The organism is Enterococcus sp. 2G9_DIV0600, from assembly GCF_002140615.1.
Classification (GTDB): Bacteria; Bacillota; Bacilli; order Lactobacillales; family Enterococcaceae; genus Enterococcus_D; species Enterococcus_D innesii.
Window position 1 is genome coordinate 635,697 of record NZ_NGLL01000002.1, and the last position, 23,082, is coordinate 658,778.

Sequence of the window (23,082 nt, forward strand, 5' to 3'; positions counted from 1 at the left end):
ATTAAAAAAGGCAGGCGATGGAACCAGCGACTACTTAGATGGCTTCTAGTGATGAGATACCAGGAGCAACACATCGTTAAGTTACTGATAAAAAGGAATGTGAGGAACCGGGTTTTTGCTTTTCCTGTAGGCAAAACGCAAGCGAAGAGGGGGCAGCAGCACTTGCTTCTTGAACTTCCAAATGAAAGAAGGAAACTGGCGGCTGGCTTTAGTAAAGAGCCGTCAGTTTCCTTACGGAAAATAATCGGGGATGATCTTTGGCTGAACCAATTGTTCAATCGTTTTATGAACGATCATCCAGTCAGATAGACTTGGTACATTCGAAATTCGCAATTGCTGAAAGTGGGGATTACTTTTCAAGTGTAAGTCAAAATTGCTGACAATCAAATCAATTTCCTGATGGATCAATTCATGGGTATCAGGAGTCACTTCGAAAAAGTAACTGACTTCAGTCTGATCATTTTTGAATAGCTCCGCTGATGCGGATAAGAAAGCATCTAATCCAGCGCCACCTTGAAAAGCAAAGGCCACTTTACGTTGCTTTTTTTGCGGAGTACTAGGTGCCAGTTCGCTTAATAAGGTCAATGTAACTGCGATATGCCCCAAGTGAGTAAAGGAGAAGAAGGAGCTTTGGTCATTGAATTGTTTCAACCACTTATTCCAAGCGAGGTACTCTGTCTTAAAGGTCGATTCAACAAAGGTTTTGATTTGTGGATCAGCAAATTCATAATTGGTAGAAATCATCGATAACAAGCGGAGGTTCACTAAATAAGAGATGATTTTCTGAGAGACTGCAGAGGAAATAGGTTGTTGGCCTTTTTTTAAAAACAGACCAATTTCCGCAATGATTTCCGGTTTCTCTGTATGGTGAAAAATATATTTGGCTGCATCTTCTTCAGTAACATCCAATGTACTATAAGACAGACAGTGGAGTGTAGTGAGGAAGAGCCAAAGTAGTTCTTGTTTTGGTAAGTGAATGATCCGGTATTTTTTTAAATAATACTCGATCAATACGTGCGAGAAAATGCTAAAGCGTTCTTTTTCCAATAGGTTCCGCTCTAAAGAAGGCGGCAAGTTCAAAAAGTAAGAATAGCGCCATCTGCGTTTGGCGATACTTAACCACAGGGCCAGTCGATAATGACTGTAATGTAACTCTTTCTTGTTGGCTTCCTTGGCTTTTTGGACCAGAAGACGTGCATCCGCCGGGCTATCTTTATCTAAAATCGTGCTGTCACCATAAGCGGAGAAAAAGACAAACAGACAAAAACGAATATCGGCTTCAGTACCAATAAAGTCAAGTTGATTCGTAGCGATCGTCACAGAATAGGTTTGTAAAGACTTGTTCATGTAGCTGATGGTTCGCAACAAGTGACTACGAGAATAGCCAAATTCGATCGTTGCTCGATGAATGGAGTATTTTTTGTTATCAATGATACTCGACATGATTTTAAACTCGAGTGTTTCCATACTTAAAAGCTGAATCGCTAAATTGATTGAGGCATTTGGTGCATACTTGATTGAAACGATGTTACTTTCAGAAAAGTTGATTTTAATCAGTTCTTCTGGCAAGCTATCGCTTAAAACATTGAGTTCTTTCGTGATTGTCGGCATAGATAGACCCAGCAAGGTTGCCAATTCTTGTGGATGATAACCGGTTGGTGCTGCATTTAGCATCTGTAAAATTTTTACTTGACGGGAAAATGACTTGTCTCGATGCAAATTGATTGATAAATTTTCTAACATTGATATCACCACCTCTTTTAAAATCTTATGGAAGCAATCAGTGCTGAATGTAAATTACGTTGGTTTTAAGTAGATTATATAATACTCTACGTCAATCAAGAAGCTTTATCCTTTGAAACTTAATAGAACCAGATTTAACAAGCGCTACTTATACGTAAAACACCCTTCAATTAACGAAGAAGTGTCCTTCGAAAAGAACGGGGCCTGTTTCGGTGCATCTTAGCTTAGGTTCGGGAGAGGACAAATCATCGGAAGTTCCTCTAGAAAAGAGAGCAAAAGAAAAAGCAATGAAGAAGAATAAAGGAAACAATCTGCTAGACGAAAAAAAGCACCGGACGAAGAACTGTAAGTGTCCCTCAAAGCTAACTTAAGATGTTATCTTTGAAGGATCAAACAAATCAGCAAGATCCGTCTTGTGCTTTTTGTTACGGGGAATCTAGGGTCATTAGCAAAACCAGAGTACCTATTCATGAAAGGAGGTTGTCGTTTTCTAAACGAAGATAGCGATAGAAAGTTGATCGTTTTATTCCAGTTTGGGCACAAATATCAACGACAGTTCGACCTTCCTTCTGATAAAGATTCAGGGCGTACTGAATCAGTTTAGGGTCGATTCGTGGACGCCCACCAATATTTCCTCTGGCTCTAGCAGAATCTAGCCCTTCTTTGGTTCGCTCCACAATAATGTCTCGTTCAAATTGGCTGAAGGCTTGGAAAACCGTCATCATCAGTTTTCCTTGAGGGGTCTGTGTATCAAAATTTTCTTTGATACTAATCACTTTTACTCCTTTTCTTTCGAAAAAATAGACGAGATCAATCAAGTCTTTGGTGCTCCGACCAAGCCGTGAAAAGCTTTCAATAATAATTTTGTCCTTTTCTTTCACTCGCTTTTTTAGTTTGTTTAATTCCGGTCGATTTGTGCGAATGCCGCTAATTTTTTCAGTATAAATTTTGTGGCATTCATATCGTTCAAGCAAGTCTAGTTGACGAGAAAGATCCTGCTGTCTTGTAGATACGCGAGCGTATCCATAAACCATATTTGACATACAATTTCCTCCATTTAAAAATAAGTCTACCTAGAGAATACCTCGTTTGTTCACTTAAGTATACAACCTAAAACCAACGTATTATGAATAAAAGAAATAGGGTAGTTTTTTTCTGTAAGCAAATAATGTACTATAGAGAGGAAACCTGCGGCGTTGAACGAGGCAGTTCTCAGTCGCTATCGAAACAACGCTTGAGATGTTAGGAAACACAGTGATTCAGGAAATCGTCTGAATAAGGTAGATAAACCTATAAGAGCTCCGTTTGACTCCTTCCGATGCAACAGATTCTGAAAGTCACACACTGGTGCAACACCTTTTTCGAGGCATGCGTTAGCCAATCATTTTTAGAGTTAAGACATTTTGAAAGAAAATCGTTAGACAAACTATCGCTTACAAGGAGGGGAACATGAGAGAATTGCAGTTAAGTTTTATGCTGAACAAAACGACCGTTCGCTGGCTTCAAATTTTAAATGCGTTTGAGCGTGAACGTACTTGTTCAATCGCAAGCTTTGCGAACAAACTTGATGTAACTCAACGGACGATCAGCTCTGATATCAAGGAACTGAAAGCCTATTTGCAAGATGCAGCCAAGTTTGTGCATGTGGCTAATGGTTATCATTTTATGGAAACGAACCCGAAAGTATACTTGACCAAAAAAAGAGCGCTAGTTGCAAAAGAAGGTATGTATCAAATTTTAGAAGCAATCTTTCATGGTGAACTTTGTTCTGTTGAAGAGTGGGCACAGCGCTTGTATGTATCAGAAAGCACGATGCGGCGTTATTTGAATAGTGCTTCACTCACGTTGAGAAAGTATGGTTTAGAGTTGGTGCTACAACCAGTTAATTTGAGTGGAGCAGAAGCGAATATTCGTAAATTTTTCAAAGATTTTTATTATGAATCAGATGTTACTCCTCATACTCTGCTTCCACCTAAAGAGCTGATTGCGGTAGTCAGTGAGACGTTTTCAGAAGTGCCAACTGATGTGGTGAACACGGGTGTTGCTCCTAGTGATTTTTATTATAGTTTGTATATTACAATCAAGCGTTATCAGTCTGGAAAGACCATCCAACTTCCTACTCATTTGGCTGAGATAGTCAAAGACCACACGGCATTTACCGTAATGAAAGACTTAGCACCTAAAATCGAAGCCCTTTACCAGGTAAGACTACCACAAGAAGAATTGGTGTGGCTTTATCTAGTCACGGTGATGAAGCGTACATTGACTGAGCCCATAAAAGAACAGCAGTTCATTGCATCGTTTGCACTTTATCCTGAACTACAGGCGCTAAGTCAACACTTTGTTCAAGAATGGGGCATCCCATTTAATGATCCCCAACTAATCGAGACGATGATTCATGCCTTTTTGTTATCTAAGAAAATCAATGATCAACTAGCGCCCATTTTGAATCGCTTGCTGACGGAAGTAAAAAATGAGCCCCTAAATCATAGCTCCGTCGCCTATCAAAAAAATCTTGTATTTTTGAAACAGAATCAAGCAATTCTTGGGGTCAGTAAGGAGTACCTGTCTGATATCTGTGCAGCACTTACCTTGTATAGTGAGGCGCTCAAGGAACTCTATTATCAAAAGGTCAACCGAATCGCATTGACATTGGAAGGCGACCTTTATACCTGTCACGCTATCCGCGCACGCTTTTTGCGCTATGTTGGCAATGATCATTACGTGTTTTTCCCAAAAATCAATGAATTGACGACTGCCTATTTGAAGGAAAATGCTATCGATCTCGTGGTAACGAATTATAGTGAATACCTATCAGAGTTCATCTTATCCACGGACTATCTCTTACTTAAAACAATCCCGGATCATCAAGATTGGCTAAGAGTGATTGAAAAAATCGATCCTCAGTTGGGGCAAGCATTAAGTGCAACCCCAAGTTAAGTCAAGTGTATACTTTGAATGCAATCAGTGAAGCTATTGCTAGCAGAAATGCTCATGAAAGCAGAATACCTATTAAGCTAAAAAGCCACAACCGTTGAGAAAAATGGTTGTGGCTTTTTCTCTTAATAAGCAAGGAAGGAATTTCCTTCACTCCTCTTAATAAAAAAAGATGGACGCTACTGCGATGAAGTAGCTTGATCTACGAAAACTCTTACTGTTCATTTGCCAGTTTAGCAAAAATCGCTTCAAAGGATTTGAATGTGTCATTATCTAGTTGGCAAAGCCACAAAAGGTAGCTTTTTTCTTTAAAAGTCCACTCTATTGAAAGGTAAGAGGCAATTAAGGCATGGTATTTCTCCCGTTGTTCACTGGTAGCTAATAGCCACCGCTTCTCAAAAATTTGCTTATCTTCCATATAGCTTTCCCCCAAAAAGAAACGTTGCCTGAAACTTCACTAACGGGCAACGTAAATCTAATGATACGCAGATCTCTAATTATTATACCAAGGAAAAATGAATTTTTTTAGAAGATGTGCCAGATTCTGATTATTTTTTTTGTAGTAAGCACATTCTCATATGAAGGGAGCAATTAATCTGAAAGGGCAGTGATTTTGAAGCTACAGAGAGTCTTTGATTGGTTTGTCCTTTTCTTTCCGGAGAGTGCCAAGCAACTTCACTAAACAACACAAAGCTTAGTCATATGACACGAGAAGTCTCTTTGCAAAATTATAGAAACCTGAATATTTACAGGAAGAGCCTATGATCATTCATAAACTTACACATTGTCTAATACAACCAAACGCAAGATTCGTGGATTGATTTGCTTAAGTAGTCGATTCCAATCGGTAGCGTCAGGAAATGACTTCAACAACACGCATTCACTTCAAGCAAAAACTCTGTGGTGTATTCGGAATAGTTGGTGACCAGTAGATCGATGTTCTTTTCTTGGAGATATTCTGGCGATAATTCGCCGGCGTCAGGATAATAAAGCGTATGAAAAGGTGCCAAGTATTTTCGGATGATACTTTCCGCATATTCACAAGCATACTCATTTCCTTCGAAAATGATCGCGATCGTTCGTTGCCGCCCCCAATTTTCTTCTTTGATCGCTTCCATATGCAGCGTCAGACTGACGCAAATATCATCTAGGTAAGTCGGATCGTAGAATCGTTTGACAAGTTCGTGATGGCTTAAAAAAAATTGGTTTTTTTGGTATTCATCAGTGAATTTTTCCTTGACGAATTGCGTTAAATCATCGATGGCGACATTCATTGTTGGAGAGAGTAGCTCTCTTAATTTCAGTCGGATGAAAAAGCTCTCTAACCATACTAAGTCCTTACTTTCATCAAATGATGAGCCACGATTTTCTTTATAAAAGTCATGAGCGAGTTGTTTGATTTCAGGCCATTGTTCGCAAACAAGCTCACTTGTTAGTAGGGCAGGTTGGTTGATTTTTTGCCGACAAATCAGACAGATAAATAAAAAGATGATTTCTTCTTCAGGAAACGTACAATCAAAGAAACGTTCAATAATGGCATGTAAAGATTCTAATTGAAAAAATGGCTTGCTTTGGTCGTAAAAGTTTTTCAGCTCTGCAGAAAGATGGACCTGTAAGTCATTTTTGTTGCGTTCAATAGCGATATAGAGAATATAAGAGAAATAGGAAAAGGCAGAAGCCAGTTGGGTTTTATCCTGCCAGCATCGAGTTATTTCTATCACAGTATTTTGCACGTCAATCGAGGGAAACAGTGTGTTTACGTTAATCGCTGATTCATAATAAAAAACAAAAAAGAACTGGCGAACGTTGATTTCCGAGCCAATCAATACGACGGGATTTGTGGCGATTTGCAAGTGAAAAGGTGCTAAGTAAGTATTGATTCTTCTAAAGTAATTCAACAGTGCTTGCTCGGATAAGTTTAATGCGAGACTCCAATCAAGTAAAGAATACTTTTCGTTGAAAAAAAAGCTTTCTAGCAGTTGAAAAATGGGTTCGTCTTTGACAAGAAGCTGTTTTTGCTTTAAATAACCGTCGGGATCAATTTCTTCAATGGAATAACCAAATTTTGTTGAGTGAATCGCAAGAGAACCTTTGAAGAACTCGCGGAGCGTTTGAATATCAGTGATTAGGGTTCGCTTGCTGCTTTGGGTGATCGTTGCTAAGCTTTTTAAGCTATAAGTATCGTTTTTTTCAAATTCACTCAGTAACTGTATTTTTCGAATCAATGATCGATTTCTGAAAAACTTTAATTGAAATTTTTTCATGAAAACCTCTCCTCTAAAAATAGGTGGTAGGTGAAAAAGGGCTTTTTTTTGCTGCTTTACATATGAAATTTCGTCTCTCTTTCTGGCTGAATAAAAGATGAAGGAACATCATTCTAGTGAAAAATTTCACCGGATGGTGAAATTTATTATTTTTTTTCACGGACATTTGACGCTATAGTAATCATATAAATCGTTTCTTGAGCCAATCGCCAGTAAAAAAGGCAGGATTTTTATCGAAACTAAGAGCCAGTGCATGTTAACCAAGTTTTTTGCTTTAGAAGTTAGTCATAAAATGTTCGCTCTAAAGGTAAATACGTAAAATGGAATGCAATGGTTGAAAATAGAGGAAACTTAGTAAAAATGTTTTCTATGAAAGCAAGACCAAAGGAGAAGAAGGTATGCAGGCGAGAAAAATATACAATGCAACAGACTATTTGGCATATTTCCAAAAAGAACTCAATCAAAGAGAGGTGTTTCAACACTTTCCTAAAATATATGTATATTTCCAAGAACTTTCGGAAACGTTTCTAGCTGTGTTTAATAAAAAGTACGAGAATCTTTTTGTTCAGTGGGCCAAACTATTAGCGATCGATGCGCAACTTCAAATTTTATTAGAGCTTTGCAATCATGGGAAAGATGACTTAGTCACTGATCTAGGCCTAACTGAAGAAGAGATCATTGCCATGATTCGGAAAGAGCATCGCTTTTTCTATCGTGAAATCACAGGACTGAAAGTCACTCAAAAACCCAAAGTCGGTTTGATTTATATGAGTGAAGAATAATCATCTTTCTGTTCGTCAAGAACTTCATTTTTGTATTCACGAAATAAATTGCGAGAAACAACTAACGGCTAAGTAGCTTTTGAGGAAGCTACTTAGCCGTTTTTGGGCTGATTTTAGGAAGTATCCAATCCTGGGCTATTTTCGCAATACGCCCTCGATGGCTTGGTGGATCGCTAATAGGTCTGGCAAGGTGATCTGTGCATTGATCAATATTACCGGTATTTCTGCCGATGTTGCGGTCAATGGTGATGTACTGATACAAAGATCATAATCATCGTCTTCAAAGTGATCCCGCAGATCGAGGTTATAGAAACCTTGAAAAGGCGTTTGGATCAACTCCTTAATTGCTAAAGAAAGTGCGAAAGGCAGGTCCGTTTCTAACTTGATTCGAATGACTTGCTGAAAGCGAGCTGGAGGTAAAATCAGCGTCCAGGCTGTTGCTACATACAAAGCCAGTCCTTTGCGTTTTTCCAAATCCTCGTGATAGACTTTTAGATAAGCTAGCAATTGTTCGGAATGCAGTTGCAAATTCGGAAAATGTTCGGTAAGGAACTGAGCTGTGTTATAGCCCGCTAGCGTATGAACAGTTTCGCCAAACAGTTCGACGGATAATATCCCATTCAGGATCGTATTCAAAATGACTTGTTTACGTGGTTGGGAAATGACCATCTTTTCAGCTGGCGAAGTCATTGAAGCCAGTGCTTTTTGAATCGTAGTAAGTTGCTGGTCACTCGTTTTTTTCGAAGGAAAATAACAATTCAGTTGCTCCTCTGGAAACGTTCGCTCTAGATTGGACATCAGCCACAAAAAGCAAAACTGACATTCTTTTTCATTCAGAAAAAAGTGAGTCATTAACTCCTGTGACAGTTGGGTAAAAATCGGTGTTTCTGGATTCGTTGATTGTTGAAATAAGGTCAAGTCTAAGCCCTTTAATGGTGGTTGGAGCTGTAACTTTTCTTCGGCAATCGTTTGACCCTGGCGGTAACGCAAACAGATTACGGCTAGTATATAGGTCGTCTGTTTCAATTCAATCGTGTTAAAAGGTATGTGATTGTTGCGATAGAAAGCTCGAGCGATTTCCTCACATTTGCTTTGAGAGAGATGATTGAAAGGCCAATCAACACCTGAAAAAGTACGCCAAAAGAAGGCGACCATAAAATAGCGGATGCGCGCTTCATCACCATTCAGCTGTACATTTCCTTTGGATTTTTTTAATGTAAAGCCTAAAGGTGCCAAGAGGTTCTCCAGCTCATAGACTCTTTTGCGCACAGTAGACTCCGAGAAAAAATAATCGTTAGCAAATTGAACCACATTAATCTCATTATACAGGAGCAATGTTTCTAATAATTGAAAAAAAGGATTCTTTGCTAGTAGTTGTCGTAGCAGATGTTTATAGTCTGTTTTGTTTCCGTTAAATTTATATCCAGCTCCGTGTTTGGCCAGTAAGATGGGGTGTTTTTCCTCGGCATTTTGCTCAAGCTGTTTTGTTAACGCTATGAAACTTTTTTGGATTGAGCGTCGATCAAGAGCAAGGGTGGCACTGATTTCTTCAATTGGGACAAAACGTTTTTGTAAATACAAGAAACGCAATAAATCGAGGTCTTTTTTCAGACTACTCCCAAAAAAAGTGTAGAATCGTTCCATCAAAGGACCTCCTATCTCCTTAAACTATTGATGATTCATCTTCATCATAGCATAAAAAAGGATATTTTTTTGTATAGGAAATTGACATTTTTTTGTCTCTTTTCAGGGCTGGGATGCTCTATACTGTGGTCTGGTAAAAGAATAAGCTTTTGCGCTAGCAAACAGGAAGAAATGATTGGAAATAAGAGGAGTGATAGAAATGGAAGAAAAAAAAGGTTGGTTCCAAAAAAACAGTCGCTTATTACTGATCCTATGTACTTTTATATTGAGTATGATCAGTGTCAGCGCGAAAGCGGCGACCTATGATTTTGACTATCAGGAGAACCAAGCGGGGCAATACCTTACCCACGGTACGGCTGCTGGAGATACCTACAATTATGATTATGGAAATGCACCTGGAGTCGAGTTTGATAGTGAGAATTATGTCAATTATGATGATCGGGCGTATTTAAAGAAAAGTGTGCAAGAAGTTGCAGGAAATCAAGGATTGTTTGACGTCACCCTTGATGTTAAAGGAAACCAAACGAACAATGCGGTTGATTTAGTTTTAGTAGTCGATTTTTCTTCTTCTATGACTGGAGAAAAATTGAATAATGCGTTGTTAGGCTTGCAACAATTTGGCACGGAATTGGCAGACTCATTAGCAAATGGCTCTATTCGAATCGGGATCGTGGCCTATAATCGCTATGTTTACTCCACGAATGGTTTTTCAACAGATATCGATTACTTAGAACAGTTTCTACGTCAAACCGCAGAGTCCCATTCCGGAACATTCATGCAAAAAGGGTTATTAGAAGGTGAGCGGCTCTTGCTGGAGGAAAGTCGTCCAGAAGCTGAAAAACTTTTTATCCATATTGGTGATAATAGTGCCAATCGTAGCTATCTTCCTGTAGAGGGAGCGACTACCTATCCTAACACGGGGGAGATCACAGACTATAACGGTTATCACACCCAAAGCTATGTCAAAGATTTTCAAACTGATAATTCTGCGTATCATACGACAAGTTCATCTTCTTCGGATCCTCTTGCAGTCCCTGTCAGTACTTCGGTAGTGACAGACGCGACTTTAGGCACGATCGTCGCGATCAAGGAAGCGGGCTTTCCAATGTATTCGGTAGCTACTGCTCCGTCTTCTCGCGGGGAATACATTGGTCGAAACTTAGCTACATCATCAGGGAATTATTTAACGATAGATGAAAATCTGGTTGGCTTAGGTTCAGCGTTGACGGAAATCGCAAATAAAATCGATAAGACAATCTCCAGTGGTACGATCACTGACCCAATGGGTGCAGGAATCTTGCTACAAGGTGCAGGTAGTTTTGATTCCGATAACTATCAACTGGTTGGGTGGCGAAAAGATGAACAAGGAACTTGGGTCGAAGCACCTGACCTAGTGGCAAATGTGCAAGTAGCAGAAGCCGATCAAACCATCACTGTCAGCAATCTTGCTTTGGGTGAGAACGAGCGAGTTACATTGACCTATCAAATCCGCCTTGATACTGAAGACTCTTCATTCCAAGGAGAAACATGGGTTCTATGTAACGGTCGTACCACATTAGTGCCGGAAGTAGACGGAGAAGCAGTAGATTTTCCAATCCCATCGATTAAAGCGCCAGTGGTTTCGATAAATGTCCTTAAGAAGTGGGTCAATGTTTCTGTCGCCGAGATTCCAGAGCAGATCGAATACCAAGTGCAACGAATGACCACTACCTCGGAACAAGGTTGGCAAATTTCCGATCCACTGACCTTGAGCAAGGAAGACGATTTCCAAGTCACCCTCAGTGAGGTTCCTGTTAATGGTCAGCAACTCGTGTTACCCAAATACAATAATCAGGGAGAAGACTTCAGTTATACAGTGACGGAAATCAATGTTCCTGAAGACTTTGAAAGCACGGTTACTAACGATGGTGAAACGATTATTCTAACAAATACCAAGAAAGAGACCGAACCAAGCACAACCGAACCAAGTACAACAGAACCAAGCACAACAGAACCCAGTACAACAGAACCAAGCACAACGGAACCAAGCACAACGGAACCAAGCACAACAGAACCAAGTACTACCGAATCAAATAATGATCATTCATCAACGAGCCAAACGAGTCAATCCAGTGATCAGGTCGGTGGTTCAGTGACTACCACCACTTCTAGTCAAAATAATGGGGGTGTGCTTCCGCAAACGAATGAAAAACGTGCTGCCTGGTTAGTGGTTTTAGGAACGATCATTGTAAGTGGCGTACTGGCGACAGTTTTTAAAAAGAAATAGCATATTCTCTTGACTATCTTTTTTAAGTCCAGCTAGACATGCGTCTAGCTGGTTTTTAGTTTACCGATTAATTAGTAACAACAATAATCGACTTTCAGAAAATAAATATTTTTTGTAAGTTAATGGAAGTTAGGAAAGAGTTAAATACTGTTTTAAAGAAGAATAGTAGGGAAAGGTGGGGATATACTAAAAATAAAATGACCAAACGTTTTTTATGAGTCGTTTGGTCATTTTTTTCATCAAGCAGTTGCAAACTGGCTGTTATATAGTTGGGCGTAAAGTGAATCTTGTGCCAGCAATTCTGTATGGGAACCTTTTTCGACGACAGAGCCGTCTTTCATTACTAAGATCAAGTCGGCATTTTTGATGGTAGAAAGACGATGGGCGATGATAAAGCTGGTTCGTCCTTGGGTCAAACGATCCATCGCCGTTTGGATCATTTGTTCCGTCCGTGTGTCGACACTGGAGGTGGCTTCATCAAGGATCAGGATCGTTGGGTCTGCTAAAATCGCCCGGGCGATCGTCAATAATTGTTGTTGTCCTTGAGACAGTTCGCTTTCGGAGCCAATGACGGTATCATAACCGTTGGGCAGGGTTCGCACGAAGTGGTCGCATTGGGCGGCTTTGGCGGCAGCCAAGATGTCTTCCCGAGTGGCATCGGGATTGCCATAAGCGATATTTTCAGCGATGGTTCCTTGGAACAGCCACGTATCTTGCAGCACCATACCGAATTTTTTCCGTACTGCCGGTGCCGAAAAGGACATCATGTCTTGATCGTCCAGCAAAATCTTCCCACCATTCAATGGATAAAAGCGCATCAAAAGATTGATCATGGTGGTTTTTCCAGCACCTGTTGGTCCGACGATCGCGACCGTTTGTTTTGGTTTGACGGAAAATTCGACGTTTTCCATCAAGAGCTTTTCCTTGTTGTAGCCAAAGGAAACGTGTTGAAAATCGATTTTTCCTTTGATGGTTTGTGGAACTGGCAGTTGTTGGGTCGCAGTTTCTTCTTCAGGATAATCAAGAATCTCAAAAATTCGTTCGAGAGATGCTAAGGCACTTTGCAAGGTATTCATAATATAAGAAGCTTGCGTGATCGGTTCAGACACTTGGTTGATGTATTGCAGATAGGCTTGTACGAGACCAATGGATAATTGCCCTTGCAATACCATCAGACCACCAACGACGGCACTTAAGATAAAGCCAATTTGATTGATAAAGCGCACGAAAGGATTGATCGCTGCACTGACGAACTGTGCTTTTCGAAAGGCTTTAAATTGGGCTTCGCTCAATTCCGCCATTTCCGCTTCAACGGCAACTTGCTGGTTGTAGGATTTGATCAGCGGATTTGCGGTATAAAACTCTTCCGCACGACTGCTGACAGCACCTAATGTTTCTTGGTTTTTGGTAAAGTAGCTCAAGTTTTTTCGTGCGAGAACGGTAGTCACAAAAGCACTCAAAAGCAAAATCAGGACCACACCGATCGTCAGTAATGGGCTGAGATAAAGCATGGCGATCAAGCCGAAGGTAATGCTGATAGTTGCCGTGATCAACTGCATCAAACCGACTTGCAAGACTTCGGATACTTTATCTAAATCGAGAATCACTCGGCTTAAAATATCGCCAGTATGATGTTTGTCGTAAAAACTGATAGGCAGGCGATTGAATTTGTCACTGATTTGTTTGCGTAAAGTCAAGGTCAGGGTTTCACTGACACTGGCCATCGTATACTCTTGCAGCAAGGAAAAGAGACTGATCAAAAGCCACGTTCCCGCTAATAGGACGACTGGACCTAAAATACTTTGCCAAAAATCATTGATCTGCCAGCCTTCTTGTTGAAACAAGGCAATCAGATTATCCAGTCCACGTCCCAAGATCAAAGGGGCGATGGACATTAGTAAGGAAAAGAACAAGGCAGAGACGATGATCAGCAGAAAGCGGGATTTTTGTTCCATCAGCAAACGCAGTAAACGTCGGCTTGTATGTTTCATGTTTTTTGGTGTATCCATTGTTTGTTTACTCATCCTTCATTCCTCCCATTCCTTGAGATGAGGCAAACTCTTGATAAGTTTGGCAATTGCGTAATAATTCTTCGTGGGTTCCTTTACCGACCATTTTGCCGTTATCCAAGACAATGATTTGATCGGCATTTTTGACGGTCGATACCCGTTGAGCCACGATAATGACGGCGGCATCTTTCGTGTATTCTTTCAATGCACGCCGCAAGTTGGCGTCTGTTTGATAATCCAAAGCAGAAAAGCTGTCGTCAAAGAAGTAGATTTCTGCGGGCTTTGTCAGCGCTCGGGCAATACTCAATCGTTGCTTTTGACCGCCAGAGAAATTGCTGCCTTTTTGAGCAACTGGACTTTCATAACCTTCAGGCAAGCTTTTGATAAATGACTTGGCTTGAGCAACTTCAGCGGCTTTTGCCATCGCCTCATGGGTTGCTGGACGATTGCCGAAACGCAGGGTTTCTTGAATCGTGCCGCTAAGCAAGAGCGCTTTTTGCGGGACATAACTAATTTGGTCCCGTAATTCGGCTTGTGAGATCTCTTTGATGTTGCGGTCAAAAAGCGTGATCGAACCAGCAGTCACATCTTTGAAACGCAATAGCGCTTTGGCGATGGTGCTTTTGCCAGAGCCAGTTCCGCCAACGATCGCTGTCGTTTTGCCTCGGTGGATCTCAAAGCTGATATCTTCTAAGACAGGTTCTTCGGCGCCTTCATACGTAAATTGCACCTGATTGAAAGCGGCGATCGTTTCTGACTCGGCGGCCTTGTTTAAGGTTTGGTCACCGTCGATCAAATCAATTGGTTCTTCTAAAACTTCTTCGATCCGTTGCAAGGAAGTCAAGCCTTTAGGTACCATCACGATCACCATCGCTGCCATGGTCAAAAACCAAAGACTCAGGATCGTGTATTCGATGATGGCAGTAATACTACCAATAGCAAGATGGCCGTGCAGACTTTGATAGCCGCCGTAGACAAGGATGGTCGAAATCGAGAGTCCCATTACTAAATTGACGGTCGGATTCAAGACAGCAAAGAGGCGATTGACTTGGATCATGGTTTTCGCATATTCCGTCAAGGTTTGATTTGTCCGTTCTTTTTCGTAAGCTGCTTTGTCGAATGCTCGAATCACCCGAGCGCCGGTAAAGGTTTCTCGTAAGATCCGCATCATTTTATCGACTAGCTTTTGCGTGATTTGTGATAATGGGATCGCTTTGCGGATCACTCCATAAGCGATCATTGAAAAACATAGGATCGCTACGATTGGGACCCAAATCATCCGCAAAGAGACGGTGCCGGTTAGAAAAATTGAAGCTGCGACGATCATTGGGGCTGGCAAAATCATTTGCAGCGCCATCATCAAAATTTGTTGGATGTTGTTGATGTCGCTGGTGGTACGTGCCAGCAAAGTGGGCGTACCATAGCCATCAACAGCGGATACAGAGAGTTCCTGTGTTTTTTTGAAAAGGCGCATCCGCAAAAAATGCCCGAATTTTCCTGAAAGGTGGGCAGATAAATAACTACCGCCTACAGAGACGATCACGGTGCCGATGGCAATGGCAAACATCCACCAGCCATTGTGCCAAATGGCTGTCGTGTCGACTTTCAAGATCCCTTCATCAATGATTTTTGCCAAAAAATACGGCAACAGGAGTGTGCCGAAGGATTGGACCAGCATCAAAAGAAATAAACTGAAAAAGAAGCGTCGTTCTTCTTTATAAAATAACTGTAATTGTTTCATGATTTCCCTCCAAAAATGTTGTTCTATGGTAGAATAAACTGTAACGTAACGTTACAGTCAAGCAAGGAGTGAAATTTTTTGAAAAAACAATTGACCATCAGTGAGATGTCCGCTTATGCCGGTGTGAGTCGGCGTACATTGATTTATTATGATCAGATCGATCTGTTCAAACCTCATTCAATAGGTGACAATGGCTATCGCTATTACGGCTTTGAACAATGCCTTGAGTTAGACGTGATTTTGATGTTGCGTTCTTTAGACATGCCCTTGCAAGACATTCGCCAATTTTTGAAAAACCGCAACCCGGAATACACGCAAAAGGAACTTGTGGAACGGCGAGGAGAAGTCCGTGACAAAATCGCAGCGCTACAAGAATTGGAACGAACTTTTGATCGCTATATTCAACGCTATGAAAAAGTACAGGAAGCTGATTTTGAGACCTTTACGATAGCGCATCATAAAGCAGAGGCGTTTATCGTTTCTGAAGAGATCGCCGGCGATGATCCAGAATCTGCTTATCAAGTGTACGCTCGTTTTTATCCATTAGTGGATTATAAAGATGCCTTCAGTGGCTACCCCATTGGCTTTTTAAGTGCCGGAACGACGTTGGAGGATCAGACTTTTCACGCATCTCCTTATCGGGCATTGATCTTGATTCCCCAAGATCGGCTACATCTCTATCCGGAAAAGCTGATTATCACACGTCCTGCTGGTACATATGTTTCTGGGTTTGTCAGTGAAGGAGAGGAACAAATTGCCGCTTTTACCCACCGCATCCGAGCCTTTCTAAAAGAGAAGCAGTTGAAGATCGATGGCGATGTTTGGGAATTGTTATGGCAAGATGAAGTCTTTACCACACAAAAAGAATTGCAGATATTTGAAGTGATGGTTCCAGTGAAGCCAGAGTAGTGGAACGTGCAACCTTAGTATGAAGGAAACGAAAATCAAAATACTTAATAACAATGGTTGTTGCCACTGGCTTTTCAATAGAAGCAAAGGAGATGACTAAGGCAGATCCCTTCCCTACAAAGGGCCCTGTGAAGCGTTGAAATTCCCATTTTCCTTTTTTCTCGTTATACTTGAAAGAACAGATGAGAAAAAAGGAGAAATTTTAATGAAAAAAGAAACAGGATTACGCTCGCTGTATGCGTTGATTGGTGTCGCCATTTTAGGATTTGGGGCGGCATTGCTGCGGGTCGGCGGAGTGGGGCTAGACCCATACACAGCAGCCAATATCGGTGTCGGTGAGCTGCTAGGGTTATCCCTTGGGGTCTATCAATTGATGATCAATATCGCTGTCCTAGTATTGATTTTTATCTTTGGCCGTCGCCATATCGGTATCGGTACGGTCATCAATATGGTGCTGACAGGATTCTTCATCGACTTTTATACCAATGTTTTTGATTGGTTATCCGTCGGTCCGAATAATTGGTGGCAGCAAGGTTTGTTCTTGTTGATCGGGATCATCTTCTTTACCTTCGGAGCTTCATTCTATATGTCAGCGAATTTGGGCAGCGCCCCCTATGACGCGATCGCCCCAACCATCGTCGATCAGACGAAAGCTAATTATCGAGTGGTGCGGGTGATTCAAGACGTTGCCTTTGCCTTGATCGGACTCTTTACAGGCGGACCAATCGGGATCGGAACCTTCATCAGTGCCTTTTTAGTGGGCCCACTGATCAAATTCTGGGACAACCGTGTCTCTCAGCCATTCATCGAAAGCAGTGTCAAAAAAGCGATTTTTAAATAAAAAAGGTCTGCAGCAAAGAGAAGTCGAGGCGATTTAGTCGCCCACTTCACTCAGCTGCAGTTTTTTTGCCATTTGATCAAGGAATTCTTGCATAATTGCTTCTCAGTCGCTAGAATAAAAAAGCCGAGGAGGGGTAAGTATGCAATTACCAACACCATTTATTGAAAAATACCAACGGTTGCTAGGAGAAGAAGCATCAGCTTTTTTTACCGCTTTAACCGATAATCAGCCAGTCAAAGGCTTTCGCTTGAATATTGCTAAGCCACATGCAGAAGCGATGCTGGCAAAATATGGACCAGCTGCTGTACCCGCCCCCTATGCAGAAGCGGCTTATATTGGCGAAGTCAAAGGCCGTTCGCTGCTCCATCAAGCTGGCTATGTCTACAGTCAAGAACCTAGTGCGATGATCGTAGCAACGATCGCAGCCGCTCAACCAGGGGAGCGGGTCTTAGATTTATGTGCGGCACCAGGGGGCAAAACAACGCAGCTGGCAAGCCAATTACAAGGAAAAGGGCTGCTTGTAGCAAATGAGATTTTCCCCAAGCGTGCCAAAATCTTATCAGAAAATGTGGAGCGTTGGGGCTTTCCAAATGTAGTCGTCACCAATCAGGCGCCGCAAGAATTGAGCCGCCATTTTCCTCAGTTTTTTGACAAGATCGTGGTGGACGCCCCATGTTCTGGTGAAGGGATGTTTCGTAAAGATCCCGTCGCCTTAGAAGAATGGCAAGCAGATACACCTGAGCAGTGTGCGATCAGGCAAAAAGACATTTTGGCACAAGCCGTTGCGATGCTAAAACCGGGGGGCCAGCTGATCTATTCCACCTGTACCTTTGCCCCAGAAGAAAACGAAGCGATGATGGCTTGGTTAATGGAGGAGTATCCCTTCACGATCGAAGCGATCGACTTGGACAATGTATCTCATGGGCGCAGCGAGTGGGGAGAGGCACCAGGGATCGAGAAAACCATCCGCTTATGGCCGCATTTAAACCAAGGAGAAGGTCATTTCGCTGCGAAATTGACCTTCCAAGCAGAAGAAGCGCCAGTGAAAAAGAAGAAAAAAGGCAAAGGAGCGACAGCCAAGAGCCCATTAGATGCAGCGACTCAAAAGTTGTGGCAAGCCTTTCGCAAGGATTTTCCTTTTTTACAGGCACTGAATGCGACGCCACAGCTGCTAGGTGAAAACCTTTGGCTCGTTCCTGAAGAAATGCCTTCTTTAAAAGGGATCAAGTTTATGCGCCCAGGTTTGCATGTCGGCGTCGTTAAGAAGAATCGGATCGAGCCAAGTTATGCGTTGGCATTGGCGATCCATGCAGAAGAAGGGGCACCGACAGTGCCGATCACTTTGCCGCAATGGCAGCAGTATGTGGCAGGTGAAACCTTGAGTGTGCCAGGAAATGCTGGGTGGGTGATTTTGACAGTCGATGAAATCCCCGTCGGTTTTGGAAAACAAGTCCAAGGAACCGTGAAAAACTTCTTTCCTAAAGGATTAAGATTCAAAGCGATTTAAACGAAATAGTGTTTTTATTTCAGTCCTCGTGCTATGATGGAAGTAGCAAAATAAGGGAGCTGATCGATATGAAAACATCATCAAAAGTAACGATTGGATTAAGCATTGCAGCGATCGCTGGGATCACTACTGCCGTCGTTGTATCAGACAAAGTATTCAATAAAGTACGCTTCGCTTGCAACCGACACAAAGTAAAGAAATTTGTCGATGACAAATTCAACGGCAATGAAAAATTGCTGGATGTCGTAGACGGCTTGTCTGACAATGAATTGGATTCGTTGTTAGGTGTGATGAAAAAAGTCAATGAGGGCCGCAACAAAATCTCTGTTTACGGAGACAACATCAAAGATTCGACAGAACATGTCAAAGACAAGTTGACGAGCTTTGTTGATTCCGTCTTTTAAGCCAATCATTCCATTTGAAACTCGCAGGGACATCGGTCTTTGCGAGTTTTTCTCGTCTTTCTGAGCGTTTTTCGTTATACTAACAAGGAAATGCACGCAATGGTGCGAGGTAGAGGAGTGAAAGAGAAGTCGTGGAAAAAACAAGTACCTTGACTGCCGAGGAAAAAGCCTTTTTTATGGAAGAAGCAATCAAAGAAGCCCGAAAAGCAGAAGGTTTGGCAGAAGTACCGATCGGTGCTGTTGTCGTCTTGGATGGCAAAGTCATTGGTCGTGGGCACAATCTACGAGAAACGCAGCAACAAGCCGCAGCGCATGCGGAGATGTTTGCGATCGAAGAAGCCTGTCGCACGGTCGGAAGTTGGCGCTTAGAACAAGCGCAGCTGTTTGTGACCTTGGAACCATGCCCGATGTGCAGTGGAGCGATGTTATTAGCACGGGTGGAAGAAGTGTATTTTGGTGCCTACGATCCCAAAGGCGGCACTGCCGGTACATTGATGAATTTATTGGAAGATGAGCGCTTCAACCATTGGTCCTATGTGGAAGGCGGCATTTTAGAAGAAGCATGTGGACAGCTGCTAACAGATTTTTTCCGAGCATTACGAGAAAAGAAAAAACAAAAAAAGGCTGGCAATCTCTAACGAAATACGTTATACTAAGTTTTGCCGAAAGGCTAGGACAATGGAGGTCTTGTGAAGCGTGTCAGATCCGGAAGGAAGCAGCACTAAGCAGGATTCTCCATGTGTCTGATTGAAAAACTGCCTGCTTTTGAAGAAAGCAGTAGTACTAATTGAATCGATGACCATTCAACCCTGAGACAGACTGTCTTAGGTTTTTTTATTGTCTGAAAGTCTTTAGTTGAGTCTTCTCTTTGATAAATTTTCATGATCAATTTTTAGCCAATCTAGTAAAAAGTGAATCACGATTGTTTGATTGTAGGTGAAGAATTGCTGATTAGCTAGTTACTTTTTTACGACTTTCTTGTGTATTTTCGAAGGTAGTCAGAGGTTGATCGTTTTAAAGTATCAAATTTATTTTCGTCATATTTCGCAATGTGCACCAGAAATGCAATCGTTTGATTTTGTTCGAAAAAAGTTTCATAGTGGTTAAGCTTGAAAAAAACATCCGTTGCCATGAAAGCCGTTCGTTTATTGGCATTATGAAAGGGATGTTTTTTGATTAAGTTGATTAGAAGGATTGCAGCTTTTTCCTCCATTGAGGGATATAATTCTTTTGAAAAAACGATTTGTTGCGGTTGTTTTACAGCCATGGCTAATCCAGATGGATCACGCAAGCCGATCTCTTCATTTGGTGTTTGACTTTTGATAAGCACGACATTCATTTTTATGATTTGTTTTTCTGATAAGTAGATTGTCAATGATTTGCGAGCTCCTTATACATCTCTTCATATTGAGAAAAAGATTGATCGATTAAACGATTGATTTCGAGTTCCTGCTCAGAAGGTAATGACTTTTTCGTGATTGCAGCAGCTAATTTGTCTTCATCAACAAATACGTAATCATTTTCTTGAATTCCTATTTTTTCTAATAATTCTTTCGATAATGTTAAAACAACTGAATTTCCGCTCTTTCTAATTTTTCGTTCTTGAATACTCACTTTACATCTCCTCCTTATATCGTATATACAGTATATACGATAAACGAGAATTACTCAATAATTGTATGATCGTATGTTAGTGCTATATATTTTGGATCGTATTTGCTTGGAAAAAAATCATTCCAACAATTGAGCAAAACATGGCGGTACTTTTTGACAAATGACTGTCTATTTATTCCATTCTTTTCCAAGCATTCCAATGGTTTCCCAGAGATTTTATGCTATGCTTATTTTGTAGAGAATTCCGTCGTCTTTCTGCTGGCAATCCTTGATGCCAAGAGAAACGGATAGTGATTTCAGGCGACGTATTTGAAAAGAGGCGCACAATGGAGAAAATTACGATTATCCATACCAACGATCTGCATTCCCACCTAGAACATTGGCCGAAGATGCGGCGTTATTTGGATCAAAGAAAACGAGAAGCGGATACGACCGAAGAGACAGTGATTGCGGTCGACTTAGGCGACTTTGTCGATCGCTGGCATCCTTTGACAGAAGCAACTGACGGCAAGGCGAATGTCGATTTGATGAATCAAGGACATTACGATGCGGTGACGATTGGGAACAATGAAGGGGTCGGCAATCCCAAAGAGGTCTTGCAGCATCTATATGACCAAGCAGAATTTCCTGTCATTTTAGGCAATTTATTTGATAAACAGGATTTGCGTCCACCCAAATGGGCACAAGAATACAAAATCATGGAAAGCAATCAAGGCGCCAAAATCGGCTTGATCGCTTTTACGGCACCTTTTCCGCTAACATATGCCCCCAACGGTTGGGACATTCGCGAACCCTTGGAGATTTTGCCTTCATTGGTGCAGCATTTGCGCCCCGAGGTCGATTTGCTGGTCTTGATGAGCCATCTAGGCATCAATGCTGACCGCCAGATTGCGAGGGACTTTCCAGAGTTAGATGTTATTTTAGGTTCCCACACGCACCATTTGTTTGAAAAGGGCGAAGTCATCAATGGGGTCCAAATTGGCGCAGCTGGCAAGTTTGGTTTTAACATTGGCGAAGTCGAAGTGGTCTTAGATGATCACCACCGCCCAATCAAGCATCGCGCACGTGTGATTCCGACCGATTCGTTGGTGGCTTTTCCGCAAGATGAGGAAGAGATCGCCGAATATCTATCGATCGGTCATCGCTTGTTGCGGGCAAATCAGGTGGCAGAAATTCCAGCAGCGTTTACGAGGGATTGGCAAAGTCAACATTCCTTGGTTCGGGAGGCGCTTTTGGCATTATGTGCCAAAGGACAAACGGATGCCGCCATCTTAAATACGGGGCTATTTTTAGATGATTTGCCGCAAGGACGGGTTGATCAAGATCAGCTGCACACGATTTTGCCCCATCCGATGCATTTGATTCGGGTGACGTTGCAAGGCGCGGATGTCATTCGATTGATCTTAGAGATGGAAAAAAATCGCAACTTTTTGCGCAATTTCCCAATTATGGGAATGGGTTTTCGAGGGAAGATTTTTGGTGAACTGGTTTATGAAGGCATCCGCTTTGATGAAAAAAACCACCAAGTATTGTGGAAACAAGAGCCCGTCGATCCTGCTCAAAGCTACACGTTGACCCTTGTGGATCACTACTTGTTTATTCCGTTTTTCCCGACGATCGAGATTGCTGGAACCGTTGAGTTTCTTTTTCCAGACTTTATTCGCACAGTGGTCGGAGATTACCTGAGTCAGAAATACCCCATTCAGTAGTTCGTCACTTCTCCAGCTGGTTTTTGCGAGAAAACCGCGACTATCATTGGGGAATAAAACAAGGTATAATAAACAGCAGGTGGTGAAAAAATGACCGAAAAACAAACGATCACAGATGAAATGACATCTGTACTAGAAGAAATTATTGAAGAACCAGCGAAACAACCGCAAAAAGGCGAGTTGGTGACTTTGTTAAATGATGAAGAATTAATGATTGGCAATCGACAATACAAACTGGTCATGGATTATCGTGAAGGCTTCAATCCAGAAAAGCTTGGCGAGCGTTACAGTGAAGTGTTGGCACGTTATGACTATATCGTAGGGGATTGGGGTTATGAGCAGCTGCGTTTGAAAGGCTTTTTTGAAAAGGATAACCGCAAAGCATTACCCGATCAGCGTATCGACATGCTGGAAGACTATTTGTATGAGTATTGCAACTTCGGTTGTGCCTATTTTGTGATCCAACGAGTTGGCGGCAAGAAAGAAAAAAGTACCTCCCGCCGACGCAAGAAAAAGCCAACCCAAAACAATCAAAATCAAAATACACAACAAAACGCCCATATAGAAGAAAAGCGTGACGCAGTACCGCAGAAAAAAAGCAAACCAACGATCAAAAATCGTAAACCAAAAGAAAAGAACGTCAAAAAAACCGAAACAACTACGGTGAAAAAAGGCAAAAAAGAGTTTACGATTCGACAAAGGGAAGAATAAG

General features: G+C 41.7%; 18 protein-coding genes, 1 other RNA gene and 1 pseudogene. 11 read left to right on the forward strand and 9 right to left on the reverse strand.

From position 1 onward, the window contains the following. Nucleotides 1–231 precede the first annotated feature (231 nt). Together A5870_RS16525 and A5870_RS16530 are read right to left on the reverse strand one after the other, a co-directional pair. Nucleotides 232–1,743 carry a helix-turn-helix domain-containing protein gene (locus tag A5870_RS16525; RefSeq protein ID WP_086293999.1) on the reverse strand — a complete coding sequence of 504 codons (1,512 nt, stop codon included), beginning with the start codon at nucleotides 1,741–1,743 and terminating at the stop codon, nucleotides 232–234. A 467-nt stretch (nucleotides 1,744–2,210) separates the two neighbouring features. Then, a complete protein-coding gene (locus A5870_RS16530; protein ID WP_086294000.1) occupies nucleotides 2,211–2,786 on the reverse strand; it encodes a recombinase family protein in 576 nt (191 codons plus the stop codon). 406 nt (nucleotides 2,787–3,192) lie between these two features. Here A5870_RS16530 and A5870_RS16535 point away from each other — a divergent pair, with 406 nt between their 5' ends. Next, entirely contained in the window at nucleotides 3,193–4,683 is a 1,491-nt protein-coding gene (locus tag A5870_RS16535; protein ID WP_086294001.1) for a helix-turn-helix domain-containing protein, read from the forward strand. Nucleotides 4,684–4,894: 211 nt separating this feature from the next. Here the strand turns inward: A5870_RS16535 and A5870_RS16540 are convergent, their stop codons facing one another. After that, a complete protein-coding gene (locus A5870_RS16540; RefSeq protein ID WP_086294002.1) occupies nucleotides 4,895–5,098 on the reverse strand; it encodes a hypothetical protein in 204 nt (67 codons plus the stop codon). A gap of 359 nt (nucleotides 5,099–5,457) precedes the next feature. Beyond that, a pseudogene (locus A5870_RS16545) lies at nucleotides 5,458–6,944 on the reverse strand (helix-turn-helix domain-containing protein). 398 nt (nucleotides 6,945–7,342) lie between these two features. Here A5870_RS16545 and A5870_RS16550 point away from each other — a divergent pair. Next, nucleotides 7,343–7,726 carry a DUF7006 family protein gene (locus A5870_RS16550; protein ID WP_077453627.1) on the forward strand — a complete coding sequence of 128 codons (384 nt, stop codon included), beginning with the start codon at nucleotides 7,343–7,345 and terminating at the stop codon, nucleotides 7,724–7,726. Between the two features lie 135 nt (nucleotides 7,727–7,861). On the opposite strand, the gene A5870_RS16555 is transcribed toward A5870_RS16550, so the two are convergent. Next, entirely contained in the window at nucleotides 7,862–9,370 is a 1,509-nt protein-coding gene (locus A5870_RS16555) for a helix-turn-helix domain-containing protein (RefSeq protein WP_086294003.1), read from the reverse strand. 199 nt (nucleotides 9,371–9,569) lie between these two features. Between A5870_RS16555 and A5870_RS16560 the strand changes: the two genes are divergently transcribed. Then, nucleotides 9,570–11,636 (forward strand): VWA domain-containing protein, encoded by a 2,067-nt coding sequence (locus tag A5870_RS16560; protein WP_086294004.1) that lies wholly within the window; start codon nucleotides 9,570–9,572, stop codon nucleotides 11,634–11,636. Nucleotides 11,637–11,875: 239 nt separating this feature from the next. Here A5870_RS16560 and A5870_RS16565 read toward each other — a convergent pair whose 3' ends face one another. Beyond that, nucleotides 11,876–13,660, reverse strand: a complete 1,785-nt coding sequence (locus A5870_RS16565) for an ABC transporter ATP-binding protein (RefSeq protein WP_086294005.1) — start codon at nucleotides 13,658–13,660, stop codon at nucleotides 11,876–11,878. Beyond that, nucleotides 13,653–15,386, reverse strand: a complete 1,734-nt coding sequence (locus A5870_RS16570; RefSeq protein ID WP_086294006.1) for an ABC transporter ATP-binding protein — start codon at nucleotides 15,384–15,386, stop codon at nucleotides 13,653–13,655. The genes A5870_RS16565 and A5870_RS16570 overlap by 8 nt, the downstream gene beginning before the upstream one ends. Before the next feature lie 105 nt (nucleotides 15,387–15,491). Between A5870_RS16570 and A5870_RS16575 the strand changes: the two genes are divergently transcribed. The 6 genes from A5870_RS16575 (at nucleotide 15,492) to ffs (ending at nucleotide 19,801) form a co-directional block, all read left to right on the forward strand. Continuing rightward, nucleotides 15,492–16,295 carry a MerR family transcriptional regulator gene (locus tag A5870_RS16575; protein WP_081119058.1) on the forward strand — a complete coding sequence of 268 codons (804 nt, stop codon included), beginning with the start codon at nucleotides 15,492–15,494 and terminating at the stop codon, nucleotides 16,293–16,295. Nucleotides 16,296–16,500: 205 nt separating this feature from the next. Beyond that, nucleotides 16,501–17,136: a YczE/YyaS/YitT family protein gene (locus A5870_RS16580; RefSeq protein WP_010748831.1), complete on the forward strand. Its 636-nt coding sequence runs from the start codon at nucleotides 16,501–16,503 to the stop codon at nucleotides 17,134–17,136. Nucleotides 17,137–17,275: 139 nt separating this feature from the next. Continuing rightward, a complete protein-coding gene (locus A5870_RS16585) occupies nucleotides 17,276–18,643 on the forward strand; it encodes an RsmB/NOP family class I SAM-dependent RNA methyltransferase (RefSeq protein WP_086294007.1) in 1,368 nt (455 codons plus the stop codon). A gap of 68 nt (nucleotides 18,644–18,711) precedes the next feature. Then, nucleotides 18,712–19,047: a hypothetical protein gene (locus tag A5870_RS16590; RefSeq protein WP_005227636.1), complete on the forward strand. Its 336-nt coding sequence runs from the start codon at nucleotides 18,712–18,714 to the stop codon at nucleotides 19,045–19,047. 131 nt (nucleotides 19,048–19,178) lie between these two features. Further along, nucleotides 19,179–19,685: a tRNA adenosine(34) deaminase TadA gene (gene tadA / locus A5870_RS16595; protein WP_081119050.1), complete on the forward strand. Its 507-nt coding sequence runs from the start codon at nucleotides 19,179–19,181 to the stop codon at nucleotides 19,683–19,685. A 29-nt stretch (nucleotides 19,686–19,714) separates the two neighbouring features. Beyond that, an RNA gene (gene ffs, locus A5870_RS16600) (signal recognition particle sRNA small type) lies at nucleotides 19,715–19,801 on the forward strand. Between the two features lie 213 nt (nucleotides 19,802–20,014). Here the strand turns inward: ffs and A5870_RS16605 are convergent. Next, on the reverse strand, nucleotides 20,015–20,422 hold the full coding sequence (locus A5870_RS16605; protein WP_005227640.1) for a type II toxin-antitoxin system death-on-curing family toxin: 408 nt from the start codon (nucleotides 20,420–20,422) through the stop codon (nucleotides 20,015–20,017). Beyond that, entirely contained in the window at nucleotides 20,419–20,661 is a 243-nt protein-coding gene (locus tag A5870_RS16610) for an addiction module antitoxin (protein WP_005227642.1), read from the reverse strand. Before A5870_RS16610 ends, A5870_RS16605 begins: the two co-directional genes overlap by 4 nt. Before the next feature lie 326 nt (nucleotides 20,662–20,987). Here A5870_RS16610 and A5870_RS16620 point away from each other — a divergent pair, with 326 nt between their 5' ends. Continuing rightward, nucleotides 20,988–22,370 (forward strand): bifunctional metallophosphatase/5'-nucleotidase, encoded by a 1,383-nt coding sequence (locus A5870_RS16620; protein ID WP_086294009.1) that lies wholly within the window; start codon nucleotides 20,988–20,990, stop codon nucleotides 22,368–22,370. Between the two features lie 90 nt (nucleotides 22,371–22,460). Further along, a complete protein-coding gene (locus A5870_RS16625) occupies nucleotides 22,461–23,081 on the forward strand; it encodes a YutD family protein (protein ID WP_081119052.1) in 621 nt (206 codons plus the stop codon). Nucleotide 23,082 lies beyond the last annotated feature (1 nt).

Coding starts and splice junctions, on each gene's coding strand:
- A5870_RS16525 (WP_086293999.1), bottom strand. CDS start 1,743: ATGTTAGAAAATTTATCAATCAATTTGCATCGAGACAAGTCATTTTCC.
- A5870_RS16530 (WP_086294000.1), bottom strand. CDS start 2,786: ATGTCAAATATGGTTTATGGATACGCTCGCGTATCTACAAGACAGCAG.
- A5870_RS16535 (WP_086294001.1), top strand. CDS start 3,193: ATGAGAGAATTGCAGTTAAGTTTTATGCTGAACAAAACGACCGTTCGC.
- A5870_RS16540 (WP_086294002.1), bottom strand. CDS start 5,098: ATGGAAGATAAGCAAATTTTTGAGAAGCGGTGGCTATTAGCTACCAGT.
- A5870_RS16550 (WP_077453627.1), top strand. CDS start 7,343: ATGCAGGCGAGAAAAATATACAATGCAACAGACTATTTGGCATATTTC.
- A5870_RS16555 (WP_086294003.1), bottom strand. CDS start 9,370: ATGGAACGATTCTACACTTTTTTTGGGAGTAGTCTGAAAAAAGACCTC.
- A5870_RS16560 (WP_086294004.1), top strand. CDS start 9,570: ATGGAAGAAAAAAAAGGTTGGTTCCAAAAAAACAGTCGCTTATTACTG.
- A5870_RS16565 (WP_086294005.1), bottom strand. CDS start 13,660: ATGAGTAAACAAACAATGGATACACCAAAAAACATGAAACATACAAGC.
- A5870_RS16570 (WP_086294006.1), bottom strand. CDS start 15,386: ATGAAACAATTACAGTTATTTTATAAAGAAGAACGACGCTTCTTTTTC.
- A5870_RS16575 (WP_081119058.1), top strand. CDS start 15,492: ATGTCCGCTTATGCCGGTGTGAGTCGGCGTACATTGATTTATTATGAT.
- A5870_RS16580 (WP_010748831.1), top strand. CDS start 16,501: ATGAAAAAAGAAACAGGATTACGCTCGCTGTATGCGTTGATTGGTGTC.
- A5870_RS16585 (WP_086294007.1), top strand. CDS start 17,276: ATGCAATTACCAACACCATTTATTGAAAAATACCAACGGTTGCTAGGA.
- A5870_RS16590 (WP_005227636.1), top strand. CDS start 18,712: ATGAAAACATCATCAAAAGTAACGATTGGATTAAGCATTGCAGCGATC.
- A5870_RS16620 (WP_086294009.1), top strand. CDS start 20,988: ATGGAGAAAATTACGATTATCCATACCAACGATCTGCATTCCCACCTA.
- A5870_RS16625 (WP_081119052.1), top strand. CDS start 22,461: ATGACCGAAAAACAAACGATCACAGATGAAATGACATCTGTACTAGAA.